Source organism: Microbacterium lacus, from assembly GCF_002812805.1.
GTDB classification, from domain to species: domain Bacteria; phylum Actinomycetota; class Actinomycetes; order Actinomycetales; family Microbacteriaceae; genus Microbacterium; species Microbacterium lacus_A.
On sequence record NZ_NMUM01000015.1, the window covers coordinates 1 to 17,472 of the forward strand.

The 17,472-nt window shown below is 65.4% G+C and carries 17 protein-coding genes and 6 pseudogenes; 19 read left to right on the forward strand and 4 right to left on the reverse strand.

Going from position 1 to position 17,472, the window contains the following annotated elements; genetic code table 11:
• Nucleotides 1-38: 38 nt before the first annotated feature.
• Nucleotides 39-1,231, reverse strand: a protein-coding gene (locus CGU34_RS04690; RefSeq protein ID WP_100813431.1) for an IS3 family transposase whose coding sequence is annotated in 2 segments (ribosomal slippage) — nucleotides 39-961 and nucleotides 961-1,231 — 1,194 coding nt in all. Because the reading frame shifts where the segments join, the coding sequence is not laid out codon by codon here.
• 51 nt (nucleotides 1,232-1,282) lie between these two features.
• Between CGU34_RS04690 and CGU34_RS04695 the strand changes: the two genes are divergently transcribed.
• From CGU34_RS04695 to CGU34_RS04710, 4 genes and pseudogenes are all read left to right on the forward strand, one after another.
• Entirely contained in the window at nucleotides 1,283-1,462 is a 180-nt protein-coding gene (locus CGU34_RS04695; RefSeq protein ID WP_100813432.1) for a hypothetical protein, read from the forward strand.
• Between the two features lie 4 nt (nucleotides 1,463-1,466).
• Nucleotides 1,467-1,934 (forward strand): RidA family protein, encoded by a 468-nt coding sequence (locus CGU34_RS04700; RefSeq protein ID WP_157811227.1) that lies wholly within the window; start codon nucleotides 1,467-1,469, stop codon nucleotides 1,932-1,934.
• A gap of 20 nt (nucleotides 1,935-1,954) precedes the next feature.
• Nucleotides 1,955-2,086, forward strand: a pseudogene (locus CGU34_RS04705) (IS3 family transposase); the annotation flags it as partial.
• 585 nt (nucleotides 2,087-2,671) lie between these two features.
• The gene (locus CGU34_RS04710; RefSeq protein WP_232711541.1) at nucleotides 2,672-3,451 is read left to right on the forward strand and encodes an IclR family transcriptional regulator; all 780 of its coding nucleotides are present in this window, start codon (nucleotides 2,672-2,674) and stop codon (nucleotides 3,449-3,451) included.
• Here CGU34_RS04710 and CGU34_RS04715 read toward each other — a convergent pair.
• Nucleotides 3,430-3,853, reverse strand: a pseudogene (locus CGU34_RS04715) (IS630 family transposase); the annotation flags it as partial. The gene CGU34_RS04710 and the pseudogene CGU34_RS04715 sit on opposite strands and share 22 nt — an antisense overlap.
• A gap of 35 nt (nucleotides 3,854-3,888) precedes the next feature.
• Nucleotides 3,889-4,972, reverse strand: a pseudogene (locus CGU34_RS04720) (IS256 family transposase).
• Nucleotides 4,973-5,078: 106 nt separating this feature from the next.
• On the opposite strand from CGU34_RS04720, the pseudogene CGU34_RS04725 reads away from it, so the two are divergent.
• From CGU34_RS04725 to CGU34_RS16875, 7 genes and pseudogenes are all read left to right on the forward strand, one after another.
• Nucleotides 5,079-5,445, forward strand: a pseudogene (locus tag CGU34_RS04725) (integrase core domain-containing protein); the annotation flags it as partial.
• Nucleotides 5,446-5,710: 265 nt separating this feature from the next.
• Complete coding sequence (locus CGU34_RS04730; RefSeq protein WP_232711542.1) at nucleotides 5,711-6,376, forward strand: 2-keto-4-pentenoate hydratase; 666 nt, start codon at nucleotides 5,711-5,713, stop codon at nucleotides 6,374-6,376.
• Entirely contained in the window at nucleotides 6,373-7,314 is a 942-nt protein-coding gene (locus tag CGU34_RS04735) for an acetaldehyde dehydrogenase (acetylating) (protein ID WP_100813435.1), read from the forward strand. Before CGU34_RS04730 ends, CGU34_RS04735 begins: the two co-directional genes overlap by 4 nt.
• Complete coding sequence (gene dmpG / locus CGU34_RS04740; RefSeq protein ID WP_100813436.1) at nucleotides 7,311-8,324, forward strand: 4-hydroxy-2-oxovalerate aldolase; 1,014 nt, start codon at nucleotides 7,311-7,313, stop codon at nucleotides 8,322-8,324. The genes CGU34_RS04735 and dmpG overlap by 4 nt, the downstream gene beginning before the upstream one ends.
• Nucleotides 8,325-8,410: 86 nt before the next feature.
• Nucleotides 8,411-8,716: pseudogene (locus CGU34_RS17785) on the forward strand (IS110 family transposase); the annotation flags it as partial.
• 84 nt (nucleotides 8,717-8,800) lie between these two features.
• Nucleotides 8,801-9,007, forward strand: a pseudogene (locus tag CGU34_RS17790) (PQQ-dependent sugar dehydrogenase); the annotation flags it as partial.
• On the forward strand, nucleotides 9,007-9,201 hold the full coding sequence (locus tag CGU34_RS16875) for a hypothetical protein (protein ID WP_157811229.1): 195 nt from the start codon (nucleotides 9,007-9,009) through the stop codon (nucleotides 9,199-9,201). The pseudogene CGU34_RS17790 and the gene CGU34_RS16875, both read left to right, overlap by 1 nt.
• 13 nt (nucleotides 9,202-9,214) lie before the next feature.
• On the opposite strand, the gene CGU34_RS17145 is transcribed toward CGU34_RS16875, so the two are convergent.
• Entirely contained in the window at nucleotides 9,215-11,014 is a 1,800-nt protein-coding gene (locus CGU34_RS17145; protein WP_198517683.1) for a GNAT family N-acetyltransferase, read from the reverse strand.
• Between the two features lie 181 nt (nucleotides 11,015-11,195).
• Between CGU34_RS17145 and CGU34_RS17500 the strand changes: the two genes are divergently transcribed.
• From CGU34_RS17500 to CGU34_RS04790, 8 genes are all read left to right on the forward strand, one after another.
• A complete protein-coding gene (locus CGU34_RS17500) occupies nucleotides 11,196-11,546 on the forward strand; it encodes an alpha/beta fold hydrolase (RefSeq protein WP_100813438.1) in 351 nt (116 codons plus the stop codon).
• 90 nt (nucleotides 11,547-11,636) lie between these two features.
• The gene (locus CGU34_RS04765; RefSeq protein ID WP_100813439.1) at nucleotides 11,637-12,491 is read left to right on the forward strand and encodes an alpha/beta fold hydrolase; all 855 of its coding nucleotides are present in this window, start codon (nucleotides 11,637-11,639) and stop codon (nucleotides 12,489-12,491) included.
• Nucleotides 12,492-12,693: 202 nt separating this feature from the next.
• Entirely contained in the window at nucleotides 12,694-13,503 is an 810-nt protein-coding gene (locus CGU34_RS04770; RefSeq protein ID WP_157811230.1) for an ABC transporter ATP-binding protein, read from the forward strand.
• Entirely contained in the window at nucleotides 13,500-14,324 is an 825-nt protein-coding gene (locus CGU34_RS04775) for an ABC transporter permease (RefSeq protein ID WP_157811231.1), read from the forward strand. Before CGU34_RS04770 ends, CGU34_RS04775 begins: the two co-directional genes overlap by 4 nt.
• Nucleotides 14,325-14,385: 61 nt before the next feature.
• Entirely contained in the window at nucleotides 14,386-15,441 is a 1,056-nt protein-coding gene (locus CGU34_RS04780; RefSeq protein ID WP_157811232.1) for an ABC transporter substrate-binding protein, read from the forward strand.
• A gap of 260 nt (nucleotides 15,442-15,701) precedes the next feature.
• Nucleotides 15,702-16,142: a hypothetical protein gene (locus tag CGU34_RS04785; protein ID WP_198517684.1), complete on the forward strand. Its 441-nt coding sequence runs from the start codon at nucleotides 15,702-15,704 to the stop codon at nucleotides 16,140-16,142.
• Between the two features lie 343 nt (nucleotides 16,143-16,485).
• The gene (locus CGU34_RS17680) at nucleotides 16,486-16,752 is read left to right on the forward strand and encodes a helix-turn-helix domain-containing protein (RefSeq protein WP_232711533.1); all 267 of its coding nucleotides are present in this window, start codon (nucleotides 16,486-16,488) and stop codon (nucleotides 16,750-16,752) included.
• A gap of 60 nt (nucleotides 16,753-16,812) precedes the next feature.
• The coding region (locus CGU34_RS04790; protein ID WP_157811224.1) for a hypothetical protein at nucleotides 16,813-17,472 on the forward strand (660 nt) is incomplete at its 3' end.

Sequence of the window (17,472 nt, forward strand, 5' to 3'; positions counted from 1 at the left end):
TGAGGCTGACCCCGAAGTCCGGACAGGTGGTTGGTTGGTCAGGCTGCCAGCGCGAGCTGGCGGCGTTCGTACTCTAGCGGGCTGATGTAGCCGATGCCGGAGTGGCGTCGGCGGGCGTTGTACCAGCCGTCGATCCAGACATACGCGGCCCGTCGGGCGGTGTCGATCGTCGCGAAAACATGCCGGTTGTAGTACTCGTTCTTGAACACGGACCAGAACGATTCCGCGGCTGCATTGTCCCAACACACCCCGGTCCGGCCCATCGATCTGAGCACCCCGAGCTCGGTCGCTGCGTCGGCGAGCTGGGCACTGGTGTACTGAGTGCCCCTGTCCGCGTGGAACACGACCTTCCGCGGCAGGTGCCCGCGGAGAGAGACCGCTTGCCGGAGCGCGTCCTCGACGAGGTCGGTATGCAGACTCCCTGCGACGGTGCGGCCGAGGACCCGGCGGGTGTGACCATCCCGCACGACACACAGGTACGCCCACCCCTCACCGGTATGCAGATACGTGATGTCAGAGAACCACGCGAGGTCACGCTCGCCCTGGTCGAACCGCCGCTCTACGAGGTCAGGCACCGGGAACGGATCATCGCCTCGCACGGTGGTCGGCGGATGCCAGGTGCGGGGACTGATCCCGGTGATCCCGTCGGCGCGCATCAGCTTCGCGACCGTCTTACGCGAGACCACCACCCCGGCGTCCTGCAGGTCCGCGTGGATCCGCGGAGCCCCGTACGTGGCGTCAGACGCGGCATGGAACCGGCGGATCTGCTCGGTCAGCTCAGCTGCCCGCCGCTGCCGCGGCGACGGGCCGGCGGACTTCCGGGCTCGCCACTCGTAGAACCGGCGCCGGTCTACCCCGAGCAGCCGGCACATCCGCGTGACTGTCAGCGTCGTCTCGTGCGCCTTCTCCGCCTCGATCACAGCGAACCGCTCCTCGGGTTCTGCTTCGATGCGAAGAAGGCCGCCGCTTTTCCCAGGAACTCGTTGTCCATCCGGAGTTCCTGCACCTCGCGGCGCAACCGTCCCAGCTCAGCACGCTCGTCCAGATCCAGCGGCGCCTCGGACCCACCGCCAGTCCGCGCACGTTCCGCGTGGACCCACCGGCCCAACAGCTGCTCACCGACACCGATCTCTCGAGCGACCGCCGCGACTGTCCGGCCCGTATCGATCACCAGCCTCGCGGCCTCACGTCGATACTCCGGCGTATACGTCTTCCTCTTGCTCGTGCCCATCAAGGACATCCTCCCCGACAGGCCCGCAAACACACGGATCCCGCCTGGTCAGTGTCCGGAATCCGGGGTCAACCCCACAACAACTGGGGCAAGCAGGGGTGGGAGCTCGTGCAGGTCGTCCCGGGCCCCGAGGGCGGGCTCGTCGGATACTTCAAGCGTCCCACCGGCGGTGGAGCAGCCAACGCCGGCCTCGATGCGGCAGCCGTTGCCGCCCAGCAGTTTGGAGAGTGACCCGATGAGCGTTTCCGCCCGCCTTGCAGAGCTCGGCATCGACCTTCCCCAGATCGCTCCTCCTGTCGCGGCTTACATCCCCGCGAAGGTTCACGGCGACCTCGTCTACACGGCCGGTCAGCTTCCGTTCGTTTCGGGTGCGCTGCCCGCCACCGGCAAGGTCGGTGACGGCCACGGGCTCGTTCCGGCGGCGGATGCCGCATCCTACGCGCGACAGTCGGCGCTCAACGCGATCGCTGCCGCGGCGGCTGCCGCGGGCGGCGTGGACAAGCTCACCGGCGTGCTCAAGGTGACCGGCTTTGTCGCATCCGTTCCCGAGTTCACCGGGCAGCCGGGCGTCATCAATGGTGCGAGCGAACTGCTCGGCGAGGTCTTCGGTGACGCGGGCCGCCACGCGCGCTCAGCCGTCGGTGTTCCGGTGCTGCCGCTGGACAGCCCCGTCGAGGTCGAGGTTGTCTTCACCCTCGCCTGAGCTAGCATTCGGCAATGTCTGTCGCGGAGTTCATCTACGTGTGGACAACCGCGGGCTTCTGCTACGTGTCGTTCATCACCGACGTGTTCTCCCGCCGCATTCTGGGCTGGCGGGTGATGACGACCACAGCGACGCCGCTGGTGTCCTCGATTGGAGACATCCCGCCCGCCGAGTTCGAACAGCTGAACTACGCTCTACCCCAAGGCCACGACGAGCCCGCCGCGGCCTAACACCGCCCTCCGACGATCCCAGGCCGGTTCACCCACACCGAGACCACCAGCTGACCCCGGCCGCGCGGGCGCGGAACGCTATCCGATCACCGCGTCCGTGCTACCGGAAGCCCCTGCTAGACAGTGAATGCCTATACCGTTATGACTACAACTACGTCCGACCGCACGAGGCGATCGCCTGGAACCGCCTCGCCGACGTCTACGCCGGCACCGCCGACCCCACCATCCCCAACTTCGAAACTGAAGAAAACCTGCCAACTACTTGACGCGAGACAGACGCGGTCGCGTCCGCGCTGATCGCGCTGTCGGGATTCGCTGCGGCGAACGCCACCCTGATCGCCGGGATAGACGTGAACCCGTTTGTGGTTTGGGGCCAGGGCGCAGCCGCCCTGGACGCACTCATTCTTCCCGCCCAGCGGGAAGGTGTGTTTCAATACGGTGCGAGGGAGTTCCCTCGCACCGTGCGGCAACCAATGGAGGTGGCTGATGTCCGACGACGCTTCAAGCATGGTCAGTCGTGTCGTTCAGATCCTGGGGGTGTTCGAACGATCCGCCGGGAGGCTTACGCTCGGCCAGATCACCATCCGAACAGGCCTTCCCCGCTCCTCGGTTCACCGGATCCTCCAACAGCTCGTTGACGCACGCTGGCTGCGCCGCGACGGCGGCGAGTATTCCCTCGGGATCCGCATGTTCGAACTGGGCAGTCATGTCGCGGAACGGACGCGGGTGACGGACGTCGCGCGGCCGATCATCCACGAGCTCTGCGCGACGACCAAGCACGTCGTGCACCTAGGCGCGTTGGACGAATTCGATGTCGTCTATCTCGAGAAGATCGGTGGCCCCTTCGCCGGCACCCTCCCGTCTCGTGTGGGCGGTCGATTCCCCGCCCACGCTGCAGCCGTCGGCAAGGCGCTGTTGGCCCTCTCGCCGAGGGCCATGATCGACCACCACCTGCAGCATGGCCTGGACCGCCGCACCTCGGCGACCATCGTCGACCCCGACAAGTTCGAGGCCGAGATGTTGAGGATTCGAGACCGAGGCTATGCCACCGACAACTCGGAGGCCGCCGTGGGCGTCGCCTGCGTCGCCGCCCCGATTCTGGAGGATGGGTATGCGATCGCCGCGGTCAGCGTGTGCGGACCGGCGAGAGGCGTCCGCGTCGACGAGCTGAAGCACCGCGTCATGTGGACCGCTGCAGAGATCACCCGACGACTCGCCTCCGCCAGCCCCCCGAAGCTCAGCGAGCCACAGCTGCGTCCCGCCTGGCGTGCGTCTGAATCTCGTTGACGGGTGGCGTGGGGCAGGATCTCGTCGGCGGTTTTGGTCCAGGTGAAGGGGTGGCAGCGGTCGTTCCAGCCGGCGATGAACGCGGTGATCGCGGCGATGAGTTCCTTGACGGTGTCGAACGATTCGCGGCGGATCGCTTGCCGGGTGATGATCCCGAAGAACATCTCGACGAGGTTCAGCCATGACCCCGAGGTCGGGGTGAAATGCATGCTGATCCTCGGGTTCTTCGCCAGCCATTTCCTTCACGTCGACCTGCTTGTGGGTGTGGTGGTTATCGGCCACCACACCCAGCCGCTGTCCCGGGTAGGCGCGGGCGACGCGCTTCATGAAGTCGAGGAACTCCGACTTCCCGTGCCGGTCGTAGCAGCGGTCGGCGACCTTCCCGGTGGCGACCTCCAGCGCCTGTCCGATGAACGGTGTGTGGGGTCCGGCGGTTTTTAGTGATTGGTCCTGTCGAACCGTTCGGCGAGGGTGATCGCGAACGTGTTGAGCGCGGGCTTCCACCTGATCGCGCAGCGTGCCTCCCCGCCCCCGGTGGGGTCAAGTGACCGGGTCACGAGGTAGAGACATTTCAGCGCTGCGGCCTCGTTCGGGAAGTGCCCACGGGCGCAGACCGCGCGCCGGTAGCGGGCGTTGATCTGTCTCTTCGCTGCAGCCTCGGACGGGGCCGTGTAGACGGGCTTGAGCGAGCGGACGATCGCGTCGCGGTGCTGCCTTCGGGCGTAACGGAACGAGTTGCGGATCAGGTGCACGATGCACTGCTGCACGACCGCCCGCTCCCAGGTCGTGTTGATCGCCTCCGGCAGTCCCTGCAGCCCGTCGCAGACCGCGATGAGCACGTCCTCGACGCCCCGGTTCTTTAGCTCGGCGAACACCTGCAACCAGAACCTCGCACCCTCACCACCGTCGCCAGCCCAGATCCCGAGGATGTCCCGTTCCCCGTGCACGGTGACGCCCATGACGACGCAAAACGGGGTGTCCCGGACCTGCCCGTCACGGACCTTCACGACGATCATGTCAACGAAGACCACCGGGTAGATCGGATCCAGCGGTCGAGAAGACCATTCCTCGAGCTCACCGGCCACCTTCTGCGTGATCCGACTGATCGTGTCCTTGGAGACCTTCGCCCCATAGACCTCATCGAAGTGCGCGGCGACCTCCACGATCGTGAGGCCACGCGCGGTCAGCGACAGCACAATCTGGCCGACCCCATCGACGCGTCGCTTGCGTTTGGGCACGATCACCGGTTCGAACAACCCGTCACGATCCCTGTGGAACCTCGATCTCCCCCGGCCCGATCTCGGTGAGCACCGTCTTCGTTCGGGTCCCGTTGCGCATGGTCGACCCGGCAGGCGTCCCACCATGCTGGTGCTCGAGATGCTCGGTCAGTTCCGCGTTCAACGTCGTCTCGAGGACATTCTCCGTGAGCTGTTTCAGCAGCCCTCCCGGGCCGACCAGGCTCACGCCCTGCTCTTTCGCCTGAGCGAGCAACCGCTCAGCAAGGACCTTCTGATCGATGATCTCCCCGTCACAAGATGGATCATCGCGTCATCCAACACATCGGTCATGTCAGCCACGGCCGTATCCTTTCGGATCAGGCCGGACCCCACACGCCAGAAATCAGACAGTCTCGGACCTCGTCGCCGTCCGCAGCGCCCCGGCGGTGCTCAGCCCGGACGACGGGCCGGAGTTCGCAAGCGACACGATGGCTGACTGGGCCGGCACCCGCACCGGGCTTTCCTACATCCCACGGGGCTCGCCGTGGCGCAACCGGTACGTCGAGTCATTCATCAGTCGGATCCGCGACGAGTGCCCGAACGTCAACAGCCGCTACTCCCTGCTAAACGCGCAAGTCGTGATCGGCGATTGGAAGAACGAATACAACCACCATCGCCTGCACTCCTTGCCCGGCTACCTACCCCCAACCGAGTACGCCCGGCGATATACCCATCAAAATGGAAGTCGACGACTCCCGCACCGTCCGGGCCGACTGAAGCGGGCGGCCCACTGTGAGCGAACGCTGAAATAGATGTCCCACTGACCGGACGTGCAGCGCTCGCTCACGTGTCGTCCCGACCATCATGGTGTCACGGGTTCAAACTGATACAACGCGAGAAGGACGGTCCAGTGGGAGATCACACGCAGCTGGTTGCCGCCGCAGACCGGCTCGAACAGGCGTCGGTGACAAGAACTCCCTGCGCCCCAGTCGCCGACATCCTGGGACCGACCGATATCGCTGCGGCCTACGCGGTGCAGCAGATGCTCACCCAGCGGCGGCTCGCCGGCGGCGCGCGGCTCATCGGTCGCAAGATCGGTCTCACCTCCGCCGCCGTGCAGGCGCAGATTGGCGTCGACCGTCCGGACTTCGGGGTGCTGTTCGATGACATGCTCTACGACGACGGTACCGAGATACCCTTCGCTCGTCTGCTGCAGCCCAAGGTGGAAGCCGAGGTGGCGTTCCTTCTCGGCTCGGATATTCTGAATGCCGACGACACCGGAGCAGTTCGAGCTGCAGTCGAGCTCGCCTACCCGGCGCTGGAGATCGTTGACAGCCGTATCGCCGACTGGCGGATCGGGATCACCGACACGGTTGCCGACAATGCGTCTTCGGGAGTGTTCGTGATCGGACGGCATGGCGTGTCGCTGGATGAGGTCGAACCTCTCGACGTCGAGATGTCCATGACCCGCCGCGACGCCCTGGTCTCCTCCGGCGCGGGCCGAGACTGCCTGGGGGATCCGCTGAACGCGCTCGCTTGGCTGGCGGGCACCGCGATCGAGTTCGGGGAGCCGCTGCGTGCCGGCGACCTCGTCCTCTCCGGCGCGCTCGGGCCCGTGGTTGCCGCCGACCCGGGTGACCGGTTCGTCGCGCACATCGAGCCACTTGGCACCATCAGCGTATCGTTCTCAGGAAAGGTGAACCAATGACAGAACCAATCGGGGTCGCGATCGTCGGCTCCGGAAACATCGGAACCGATCTGATGTTCAAGATCATCCGCGGGTCGGGGAGCCTGCGCGTCGCCGCGGTGGTCGGCATCGATCCTGAGTCAGACGGTCTGGCCCGCGCCCGTAGGCTCGGGGTGCCCACCACGGCCGAAGGTGTGGCGGGGCTGATCGAGATGCCGGAGTTTGACGGGGTGCAGATCGTGATGGACGCCACCAGCGCAGCCGCGCACATCGCGAACGCGCAGCTGCTTGCCCCGTACGATGTGCGGCTGATCGATTTGACCCCGGCTGCGATCGGCCCCTTCGTCATCCCGCCCGTTAACCTCGAGATGCATCTCGACGCCCCGAACATCAACATGGTCACCTGCGGCGGGCAGGCGACCATCCCGATCGTCGCAGCCATCTCACGGATCGCGCCCGTGCCGTACGCGGAGATCGTCGCATCCGTGTCCTCTCGCTCCGCCGGTCCGGGAACCCGGGAGAACATCGACGAGTTCACCGTGACCACCGCGCGCGCGATCGAACAGGTCGGCGGTGCCGGGCGGGGCAAGGCCATCGTCATCCTCAACCCCGCAGACCCGCCCTTGATCATGCGTGATACCGTCTACGCGCTGATCGGGAACGCCGACGAGGATGCCGTGCGCCGATCGATCACCGACATGATCGCGGACGTGGCGACTTATGTGCCGGGGTACCGGCTGGCGCAGGACATCCAGTTCACGCCCGTAGACCCGGCCGACGTCGAGATCCTCCTTCCTGACGATCACGCACCGGTCGACACGAGAGTGACGGTGTTCCTCGAGGTCGAGGGTGCCGCGCACTACCTCCCCGCATACGCCGGGAACCTTGACATCATGACCTCCGCGGCCACCCGGGTGGCGGAGCGTCTCGCTGAGCGCACAAAGGTAGCGGCCCGATGACCACGAAGATCTACGTCCAGGACGTCACCCTCCGCGACGGCATGCACGCATTGCGCCACCGCATCAAGCCCGCGCTGGTGGGCAAGATCGTCGAAGCTCTCGACCGCGCGGGCGTCGCCGCGATCGAAGTCACGCACGGCGACGGACTCGCCGGCGCAAGCCTCAACTGGGGTCCGGGCAGCAATACCGACTGGGAGTGGATCGAGGCAGCCGCTGAGAAGACGAAGCACGCCGTTCTCACCACGCTGCTGCTCCCGGGGGTGGGGACCATCGCCGAGTTGCGCCGTGCTTACGACCTCGGGGTGCGCTCAGTGCGGGTCGCGACGCACTGCACGGAGGCCGACGTCTCGGCCCAGCATATCGCCACAGCCCGAGAACTCGGCATGGACGTCGCCGGTTTCCTGATGATGGCCCACTCTGCGCCACCGGACGAGCTCGCTCGGCAGGCGAAGCTCATGGAATCATACGGTGCCCATTGCGTCTACGTCACCGACTCCAGCGGCCACCTCACCACAGAAGGCGTGCGCGCACGCATCCGCGCGTACCGTGACACACTCGATCCGGCCACACAGATCGGCATCCACGCGCACGAGAACCTTTCGCTTGCCGTCGCCAACTCGCTGGCTGCCGTGGAGGAAGGCGCCTACCGGGTCGATGCCTCGCTGGCAGGACTCGGCGCCGCCGCAGGGAACACGCCCCTGGAAGCGCTCATAGCGGTCACCGACCTCCTCGGCTGGGACACGGGCTGCAACATGTTTCTCCTGCAGGACGCCGCGGACGACCTCGTGCGACCACTCCAGGACCGTCCGGTCCGTGTCGACCGCGAGACGCTCACCATCGGGTTCACCGGGGTCTACGGCAGTTTCCTTCGACACGCCGAGAACGCCGCTGCGATCTACGGTGTCGATGCCCGCGAGATATTGATCGAGGCGGGTCGCCGCAAGCTCGTCGGAGGTCAAGAGGACATGCTCACCGATATCGCCCTTACCCTCCAATCACAGGCCACGTAGGTCATCAGGGGACCGCTAGACGATGTGAGCTTTCGGTCCACTTGAGACTGGGGCCTCGATTCGCGTAAGCGTGGGCTGCCAGCCCGATGGGGGCTGGCCTATCCGACAGGCGAGTGGAGGTCCCAGCTGAGTTCTCAGCGTATAAGTATCGGGCTGGATGTGCACGGGCGGAGTGTGGTCGCGGCCGCGATCGAACAGATGCCGCGACCAGCGAATACGCGAACGCCGTCACACGTCTGGGATGCCTGCGGGGCATCTCGACGTTGACTGCGTTCCCATTGGCGGTCGAGATCGGCGACTGGGACAGGTTCACCGGGTCGACCATCGGCGCGTTCCTCGAGCTCGTGCCGTCGGAGTACTCGTGCGGTCAGTCTCAGGTGCAGGGATCGATCACGAAGACCGGCAACACCCACCCCCGCCGACTGCTGGTCGAAGTGGCTTGGCATCACCGCGAGGCCTACCGGCACGGTGCGGTGATGCGGGCCCAGTGGGTGCAAGCGCCCGCAATGGCCGTTGCGTTCATCCTCGAGGGCATCCCGAAGGCGAACAGCCATAACGGTGGACGTATCGCGTTCGGTCCCGACGGGTATCTGTATGTTGTGACGGGTGACGCCGGCAATCGTGACGCGCCCCAGGACCTCGGTTCGCTGTCGGGCAAGATCCTTCGAATCGACGCCGATGGATGTTGGATGTCGGGCCTGACGGCCTGATCAGCGATCCTCGGCCGCTGTGGATCGGGGAGTTCGGCCGCATCCGCGATGCCGCGATCGACGGTGCCGAACTGCTGTTGCTGACGAACAACACCGATGGGCGCGGGACTCCCTCCGGCGATGACGACCGGTTGCTGTCGGTTCGGCTCGTCGAGGCCGCGCCGTAAGCAGTCGTCCTTCTCAGCGTGAGAGGGCGGCGAGGGTCCGCACGATCGCGACGGCATCCAGACCGCTGTCACCGGATTCGGCGCAGTCGGCGAACAGTCGCGCGCACGTTTCGATCACTGGTAACGCGATCCCCGCGGCGGTAGCCGCCTCACGGATGAGTTCGGCGTTCATGTGCACGTCAGCGATCGAGGACTGCGCGGTCATGTCGTCGCGGACGAGTTTGTCGGTCTTCACACGCGACAGCGGCGAGGCCATCTGGCCGGCGTCGAGGATGCTGCGAAGCAGTGTCAGGTCCATCTGCTGGGCGCCAGCGAAATGGAAGGACTCCGCCAGACCCGCGAGCACCGAGATGAGGAAGACGTTGGTGCTGAGTTTCATTGTCAGCGCCGCAGGGACGTCACCGCAGACCTCGACGCGCGAACAGAGGGGTTCGAGGAGCGGCAGTACCCGCTCAACAGCATCCGGCGGCCCGGCGATCATGCCCACGAGGGTCCCGGTCTCGGCCGGCACGCGAGAGCCCGAGACCGGCGATTCGACGTAGGTACCGCCCGCGCTGGTGATCTCCTCGGCGAGCCGTCGCGAGTCTGCCGGGGCGATCGTGCCGGTGTTGACGACGGTGCGTCCGGCCACGAAGCTCCGGATCGAGCCGCTGTCATCGCGGAGCACGGCGTTGATGGCAGCCGCGTTGCGGAGCATCATGATCACCGTGTCGGATGTCGCGAACACCTCGCCGGCGGATGCGGTGGGGGTGGCGCCGGCATACGCGAGGGCCTCGAGAACCGCCGGAGAGCGGGTCCATGCCGTTAACGGAATGCCTGCATTCACGAGCCGACGTGCCATGGGCGTTCCCATGAGTCCGAGACCGATGAACCCCACGCGTCCGTAGGATACGGGTGGGTCGGGAGGCCCCTCGGTGAGGTGCTTCTGGAACCCGTGATGCGCGTAGGGTTCGTCGTTGAAGGAAGGGATCTCGGAATAGCCCGCGGTGCGATACAGCTGGATCGCGTCGGTCAGCGAACGGTTGGTGTCGAGGCGCACGATGGTCGACCCGCCTTGCCGCGCGGCATCCTCGATCGCGGTGAGCAGGCGCCTGCCAAGGCCCATGCCGCGTGCTTCGGGGGCGACCCAGAGCCGCTTGATCTCGCCGGCGCCGTCGGGGTGGAGTTTGACGCCGACGCAGCCGACGACGGTGCCCTTGAGGGTTGCGATCAGAAAGCGACCCGCGGGAGGTCTCAGGTCGTCTGCGGAGGCGGGCCGTGTCGTAGCGGGATCAAAACCGAGCTCGAAACGCTCCGTCAGCACGGCATAGTACTGCGCGATCGCGCGGCGGGCTGCCGCACTGTCAGGGTCGGCGGGCGCGATCTCGATAGCCGAGGCGGTCAGCAGCCGGCGCGTTGTCGCCGCGGCCGCGAGCAGCTCGCTTTGCTGGTTCGGCGTGAGCGGCTCGAGGATTGCGTCGGCGAGATCGTCCGACAGACGATCCAGCATGCTGATCTCGGCGCGTCCGGCAGCCGTGATCTCCGTGCGACGCACGCGGCTGTCGACACCGGATGCGCCGGTCACGACGAGTCCTTCGTGCTCGAGGGCTCGGAGCATGCGGCTGAGGTAGCCCGAATCCAGTCCGAGTCGCTCGCGGAGTTCCAGCACGTCCGCGCCGTCTGCGCCGATCTCCCACAGCAACCGGTCCAGCGCCAGCGAGCGTCCGCGGCCGAGGTATTGGTCCTCGAGCACGCCGATGCGTTCGGTGACGGTTCTGTTGAAGGCGCGCAACTCCGCACGGGCACGAACTGGATCAGCGGGGATCGCGTTCATATCTCTGACTGTAGTTGCTCTTCGCGGTTGTGGGTGTAGCGAGTGGGTGGCTGGTTCGCGGGTGCACGTGGAGGTTGTTCAGGTTGGGGGTTCTCACACTGACCAGAGAGAACACGCATCGCTCCGCCGTGGTTGGCGGGATAAGAGTCGCCCATCTCGAGGCGGGTGAAGGGACTCGTACTTGTGCTGCTCCACGGGTCGGGGCCGGGAGTTTCGGCGTGGAGCAACTTCCGGCATAGCCTTCCCGTCCTGGGCGGTAGAGCTCCATGTCATCGCGCACGACTCGCCCAGCTTCGGGGATTCGGACCTACCACCAATGACCCAGCTCTACTTCGTCAGCGCTGCCCGGATCATCGACCATTTGCTCGGACGTCTCGACGTCGAGCGGGCCGCGTTCGTCGGAAACTCGATGGGCGGGTATGTCGTGGCCGAGCTCGCCGCACTCAACCCGCACCGGGCCCGGAGGGTGGCCTTGACGGGAGCGGGACGGGGCGACGATTGCCGTCCCGCTCACCGGGAGCACCTGCTGTGAGGCCGATGTGAACTCGAGGAGTATCGAGGTCACCACCCTCATAGGTGTCGGAGTTCAAAGGAGAACACTCATGGCAACCGGAGATCGCGCATGAATGAGACACGGCAGCACATCGTCGATGTCGCCGAGCAGCCGACGGCGATCGCCGAGGCCGGCGTCGGCGACCCGGTGCTCCTGATCCACGGGTCCGGCCCGGGCGTCAGCGCCCTTGCGAACTGGGCCGGGACTCTCCCCGCTCTCGCGTCTGCCGGTTTCCGCGCGATCGCTCCGGACATGATCGGTTTCGGCGGGACGATCCCGCCGGATGACCACGAGTATGCGCTCAGCAGTTGGGTGGCGCACGCGGTCGGTGTTTTGGACCGCCTTGGTGTGGCCCGCGCGGATATCGTTGGCAACTCCTTCGGTGGTGCCGTCGCAATTCAGCTGGCTGCGGAGCATCCTGAGCGTGTCCGCCGGCTTGTGCTGATGGGTTCTGTCGGTGTGCCGTTCGAGCTCACTGAAGCTCTCGACGCCGGGTGGGGGTACGAGCCGTCGGTGGACGCCATGTCCCGGATCCTGAACCTGTTTGCGTACGATCGCGGGTTGATCTCCGAAGGGCTTGCAAAGCAGCGCTACGAGAGCAGCATCCAGAACGGCGCTGCCGAGAGGTTCGCGCGGATGTTCCCCGCACCGCGACAGCGGTGGATCGACGCGATGGCGGCGACCGAGGAGCAACTGAAGCGTATCGAGGCGCAGACGTTGCTCATTCACGGCCGCGATGACCGTGTGATCCCGTTGCAGACCTCGCTCACGCTCCTGGACAGGCTCGCGCACGTCGAGCTGCATGTCTTCGGGGAGTGCGGGCATTGGACGCAGATCGAACGGCGCGACGAGTTCAACGCGCTGCTGACATCCTTTTTTCGGCGCGACAACCCCACCGAGGCAAAGGAGCCCCACCATCACTGACTACCCCCCGGCGTTCTTCGATTACGCCACCCCCGTGCTCTCACCGGAGGCGGTCGCCGATCTGCGCAACCTGGCGGTCAGCGCGGGGTAACCCAAAAGCTACGCCAGGGCCTACCAGCCCACCATGCCTTCGCGGGTGAGCGGGTGCGAGTTTGTGCGCGCCTGCAGGCCCGGAAGCAATGAAGTAAGGAAACCAACGTCGATGACACTCACCGACACTCGACCAACCGTGCTCGGGGAGCCGATCTCTCTCACATCGGTCTCGAAGACGTACCAGACGGCATCCGGAACCCTGCCGGTGCTTCGCGAGATCACGCTCGAGATTCCGGCGGGTCAGTTCGTCGCCCTCGTCGGACCTTCCGGCTGTGGCAAGTCCACCCTGCTGAAGATCATCGCGGGTCTCGTCGGGTACGAGGACGGTGCGGTGAGGATCGGCGACCAGGCGCCACGTGAGGGTCGGCGGGATATCGGGTTCATGCTGCAGCAGTCGGTGCTGATGCCGTGGTTGGACGTCGCAGGAAATGTCGGCCTGCCGTTCGCGATCGCCCGGCGCACCGGGCAGCAGGCTAGCTCGCGCGTGCATTCACTGCTGGAGATGGTGGGCCTCGACCATGCATCCGCGATGCACACCTGGGAGCTCTCTGGAGGCATGCAGCAGCGGGTGGCTCTCGCGCGTGCACTCGCTCTGGACCCGGGCGTCATGCTCATGGATGAGCCGTTCTCCGCGCTCGACGAGTTTAAGCGCGAGCACCTCAACATTGAGGTCGCGCAGATGGCCGACCAACTGGGCAAGACGACGATCCTCGTCACGCACAGCATCTCCGAGGCGGTGCTGATGGCCGACAGGATCATCACCCTCGGCGCGAACCCCGGCCACGTCGTCGGCGACATCACTGTGGATCTGGAACGTCCGCGTCGCGCAGACATGGTCTCGACGGCGCGATTCCAGGAGATCAGCAATCAGGTCCGTGAAGCGCTTGCGCTCGAGAAGACCGAGGAGTACAACCTGTGAGCACCGCTGTCGAGCCCGCGTCTGTAACAAGGCAACCCGCTCCCGCACAGACGACCCCATTCCTGAAGCGCCCTTGGGTGCGGGTCGTTCTGCCCGTGATGGTCCTCGTTGTCTTCCTCCTCATCTGGCAAGCGATGAGCATCGCCGGCGTTCTCAACCCCGTGACGCTACCGCCCCCGTCGGCGATCGCCGCAGCCTTCGCCGAACTCGTCGTCCAGGGGTACTTTTGGGAAGCCACCTGGGTGACGCTGGAGGAAACCCTTCTAGGCTTCCTCATCGGCGCTGGCGGCGGACTCATCATCGGCGCGGTCACCGGCACGTTCCGCTCGTTCCGGACGGCGTTCTGGCCATTCATCGTCGCGTTCCAGAACATGCCCCGTATCGCCCTCGCCCCGCTGCTGCTGACCTGGTTCGGGTTCGGGATCACCTCCAAAGTCGTCATGGCGGCGCTGATCTGCTTCTTCCCGGTCGTCATCAACACCGTCGCAGGCATCGCCGCCGTCGACGACAACGCGAAGACCCTGTTCCGCTCCCTCGGCGCCACGAAGTCGCAGACATTCTTCCGCCTCACCATGCCCAGCGCCGCAGCCATCGCCTTCGCAGGAGTGAAGACCGCTCTCACCCTCGCACTGCTCGGCGCCATCGTCGCCGAGTTCGTCGGAGCATCCGAAGGCCTGGGCGTACTCATTAAGGAGCTCAACTTCCAACTCGAGGTCGCAATGGCCTTCGCCGTCGTCGTCTTCCTATCCGCGATCGGACTCGCCCTGTACGGACTCATCGAGCTCGTTGAACGACGCCTGATCACCTGGGCCCGAGACTAACCACCCAGCGCCGACCGGCGCGCCCACAGTGCAGTACCCGAATCCAATGGAGGAATCGACAATGCAATCACCTCGCACCCTCGTCGTTGCGGCCGCCGCGCTCGCCGCACTGACGCTGACATCCTGCGCGGGCGGCGACGGTCCCGCTGACACGTCGAGCAATGCGCCGCTGTCCGCAGAGATCCTGCTGCCCTACCCGCCCGCACTCCCCGCCACCGCGCCGTTGACCGTCGCTCAGGAGAAAGGCATGTTCAAGGACGCCGGCATCGAGGTCACCTACAGTGTCGCCGACGGATCTGGATATCTGAGCCAGCAGCTGGTCGCCGGCAACACCGACTTCGCTCTTATGAGCGCCGCGGACGCCGTCGTCGCCTTCAGCAAGAGGGACGATGTCCGCGCCCTGTTCTGCCACCAGGTCAGCAACATCTACCGCGTCGCGGCTACCGCGGACTCCGGTGTCACCGAGATCAGCGAGCTGGAGGGCAAGGCCCTCGGGTTCACCGAAACTGGCGGCGGGGAGTACGAGCTCGTCAACTCCGCGATCGCCGAGGCGGGGCTGGTGCCGAACGAGAGCATCACACTGGTGCCGGTCGGCGGGGCCGGGCCGCAGTCGCTCACCGCTCTCCAGGACGGCACGATCCAGGCCTACGCCTCCAGCTTCCCAGACTTCGCCGTTCTCGCAGCCGAAGGTATCGAATGGGTGGACATCACCCCGGAGAAGTACGCGAACGTCCCCGGTGCGTGCTTGATCACCACCGAGGAGGTGCTTGCTACCGCAGACGGGCTCGCGGCAGCGAAGGCGATCGCCAGCGGCTGGGTCAACGCCTTGTACTTCACCATCGAGGACCCTGACGGGGCCCTCGAGGTGGTCTGCACCACCGCGCCGGAGGCCTGTGAGAATCGGGCCGTAGCCGAAGCTCTCGTCGACGAGTTGGTGAAGGTGATCACCCCGGCGGAGGGGCACCGCCCTGGCGAGTTGAGGCTCGATTCCTGGCAGACAGTCGCCGAGATGCTCGCCGCATCCGGCACCGTCGACCCGAGTCTCGACGTCAGCCCCCTCATCTCCGGGTCTGCAGTCGAAGCAGTGACCCAGGCAGCATACGAGGGACGAGGATAGGGCCGAGCTCGCGAGTACCGCTGCTCATACTGTGGAGTGTCCGGACATGGGCCGCACGTTACACGCGGGATCGTGCCGATGAGTGCGCCGGGACCGTCGGACTCGGTTCCCCGGCTGAACCGGAGTATCAGTGTGTTGGGTACCATGGCTGACTCACCCGTAGACGCGCCTCCTCGAAGACAAGAGACGGGACCCTCGAGATGAGAGCACTGTTGGCAGCGATGGTCGGAGCTGCGACGGCGGTTCTCTACACCTTGTTGATGGGCATTCTCGGAGTGCAGGCGGCAGGCATCGAAGACGGCGCGCGTTTCTCGATTCTGACCAATGAAGTTGTCGCGATTACCGACCCTGGGTACCCCTGGTTGCCGTGGCTTGCCGGTGCCGTTCTGAGCCTTGCAGTGTTCGCCGTCGTCTTCCTCTGGTCATCTCGCCTCGGTCATGTTCAGCGAGCGCGGGGGATCGGCGGCTTCACTGTTGCAGCGATCGGTCTCATTGTGTGGGCGATGCTGCTCAGCAACCTGGGGATGTATGGTCCCGACAGCACCCTCGGTGTGCCATTCGGTGTGCTCGGCTGGATCAAGTTCGGTGGCAGCTCGACCGCCCCGCAGTTCTTCGCCGCGCTCGGCCTGTGTTCTGTGGCGCTCGCGATCTATCGGCGCTCCACATCCGCGGAGGGTGTGCCGCGAGACCCGGGGGACTAACGCGCGTCTCAACGAACTGCGCACGCGCGTCGAGATCAGTCGCGATGCCGACAACACTTTTTGGGGAGTCCTGTCTGCGGGCGACGCGGGCGTCAGTGGCGCGACTCCATGGTCTGATGTGGTGGACCTTCCCAAGCGGTTCTCAAACACGAGGCCGGCACTCAAAACGTTGATTCGACGTGTTCTCAGGGGGTCTGAGCGACGTGGACCGCGGAGTCGAACCCCGGAGAGGCACGATTCGCGAGGCGTAGTCGTGAAGAATCCGGCGAAGTCTCAAACACGGTTGACCCCGGAACAGCGGGCCGAGTTGGTCGCGGACTATGAAGCGGGGATGCCAGTTCGAATGATAGCCGCGAAGTATGCAGTACATCGCGGGACAGTCCCCACGCTCGTCACCAAGGAGGGAGCGCGGCTCAGGGCGTCTGGGCTCAGTCTTACCGGCCGCGCTCGTGCTGCTTCCCTATACGCAGAAGGTCTCACGTTACGGGAGGTCGCTGAACGGCTTGGCGTCGATGAGAAGACGGTCCGGAACGCAGTGGTCGAGGAGAGAGGTCTGATTCGGGCGCGAGGCAGACGCCCTCACGAGGCTCGCCGAGCTTCTTCGGCTTGAGGAGGTGGAGTTAGTAGAGTGGGGGTTATGTGATCACCACGGCTGACCTCATCGGTAGACGTGAAAGCTCTCACCGATGAGGAGGACGTGTTGCCAGAAGCCGACCAGAGCCAGTCGTCAACGGAACCGGCAGCTTTCCCCGCGGAGATCCTTCAACGCATCACAGACGCAGCAGGCAGCCGCGTGGTACTCGTTGTTGGTGCCGGGGTCTCGATGGAGAAGCCGACCGGCTTTGCGAGTGGTGCGCATTACTCCCGCGAAGCCCACCGGCGACTTGTTGCAGATGGCGTTCTGAACGACGGAGAGTGTACAGATCCCGACGACCTCTCGGTTCTAGCTGATCTGCTGTACGACAAGTACGGATCGCAGGCTGAACTGACGAGTCGCCTACCGAAGGACGCTTGGCGGACGGCCGCCCCAAACTCGGGGCACCTCATAGCTGCCGCCTTGCTCATCGAAGGCGCGATTCGGCATGTGATCACTCTGAACTACGACCTGGCCTTCCAACACGCCGTAACCGCCCTGGGCAACAGCACGAACATCACATTCGTGGAAGGTCCTGACGAACACGCGAACCTTGCTTCACATTCCGTGGTGCACCTACACCGAAGCGTCAATCAGCCTGAGGAGACCTGGGTACTCAGAAAGAGCGCGCTCGATACAGACTGGGCTGCGGAATGGGAGAGCGTGATCGCAGCGGCAAACCTGTCAGCTCCGGTC